General features: G+C 68.0%; 2 protein-coding genes. Both read right to left on the bottom strand.

From position 1 onward, the window contains the following. The coding region (locus ACSFA3_RS23555; RefSeq protein WP_435507841.1) for a MurR/RpiR family transcriptional regulator at positions 1 to 881 on the bottom strand (881 nt) is incomplete at its 3' end. A 248-nt stretch (positions 882 to 1,129) separates the two neighbouring features. Further along, the coding region (locus ACSFA3_RS23550; protein ID WP_435507840.1) for a sensor histidine kinase at positions 1,130 to 1,351 on the bottom strand (222 nt) is incomplete at its 5' end.

Genomic DNA, 1,351 nt, shown 5'->3' with positions numbered 1-1,351 from the left:
AACCCCCTGGCCCCCTGCAGCCACGCCCCCCCCCCCTGCAGGATGCGGCCGCCCGACTCCCCCGGGTCGGGCGCGCGCAGACTCACCGCGCTGGTCAACCCCTCGATCAGCGCGGCCACGCTGGTTTCGCAGTTCGGGCGGTAGCTGGTTTCGGTCTGGCAATAGAGCGCCACGTCGGCCAGCGGCGCCAGCGGCGAGCTGGGGCGGTCGGTGAGCGCAAGCACGGCGCAACCCTGGCCGCGCGCGATTTGCGCGAGCGCCACGGTGTCGGTCAGGTAGCGCGGAAAGGTCAGGCCGATGAACAGGTCCTTCGGCCCCGCGTGCATCAGCGTGCGCGCGGCGTGCGTGACGCCGCTGACGCCCGAGAGCAGGCGCACGTCGTTGCAGCTGCCGTCCAGCCCGTGCTGCAGCAGGCCCGCGAGCCATGCGCTTGCGCCGAAGCCGCCGATGTAGATCGAGCGCGCCTTGCCGATGCGCTCCACCGCGGCTTCGCAGGCGGCGTAGTCCAGCGTCTGGCGCGTGGCTTCGATGTTGCGGCGGCTCTCGTCGAGCGCAGTGGCGAACACCTCGGCCACCGTGGTCGGGTGCTCCAGGTTGCCGCGCAGGCGCTCCACCGGCGCCACCAGCGGCTCGAAGCCGCGCACAAGCTCGGCGCGGAAGGTGGCGTAGCCGTCGAAGTCCAGCGCGCGCGCAAAACGGTTGGCCGTGGCGACCGATACACCCACCGCGGCGGCGAGCTCGTCGATGGGCAGCGTGGCGACCTGCAGCGGGTGCTCCAGCACGTAGTCGGCCACCTGCCGGTGCGAGCGCGACAGACGCGGCAGCGCCTGCGCAATGCGCTGGGCCACGGTGGTGCCTGGGGTGTCGACGGTGATGCTCATGAAGGGTGCAACGTGCCCGAAAGTGTGCGTTTTTTGAAAACCAGTTTACAAATATAAGTCAGATAAGAAAATTTTCTGTCATTTTTGATCATGATTGCAAGTAGCGGGCCAGGGGTGAAGGGGCATTGAACGGGCTGTGAGAGCACCGTTTCCCTCGTGGAAGGCACGCCTGAGCCCATGGCGGAATGGCGTCTAGGGATTTCCCCTGATGTCGCGGATGCGCGCCGTACCTCCGGCGGCACCGACGGTCACTGGAGCGAGTGGCGCGGCAGCGAAATCGTGAAGACGCAACCGGTGCCGGGCACGTCCCGCACGGTCAATGTGCCGAAGTCCGCCTCGACGCTCCGGCGGGCGATGGAAAGACCCAGGCCCAGGCCCGACCGGTCATGACTGTGCTGGTTGAAGGGGGCGAACATCTTCGCGGCGATTCCCGGCGGCAGCCCTCCGCAGTGATCTTCGACTTCGATCAG

The sequence above is a fragment of the Variovorax glucosi genome, from assembly GCF_051216695.1.
Taxonomy (GTDB): Bacteria; Pseudomonadota; Gammaproteobacteria; order Burkholderiales; family Burkholderiaceae_C; genus Variovorax.
Note: the sequence above shows the minus strand (reverse complement) of the source record. Positions and strands in the feature narration are given on the sequence as shown.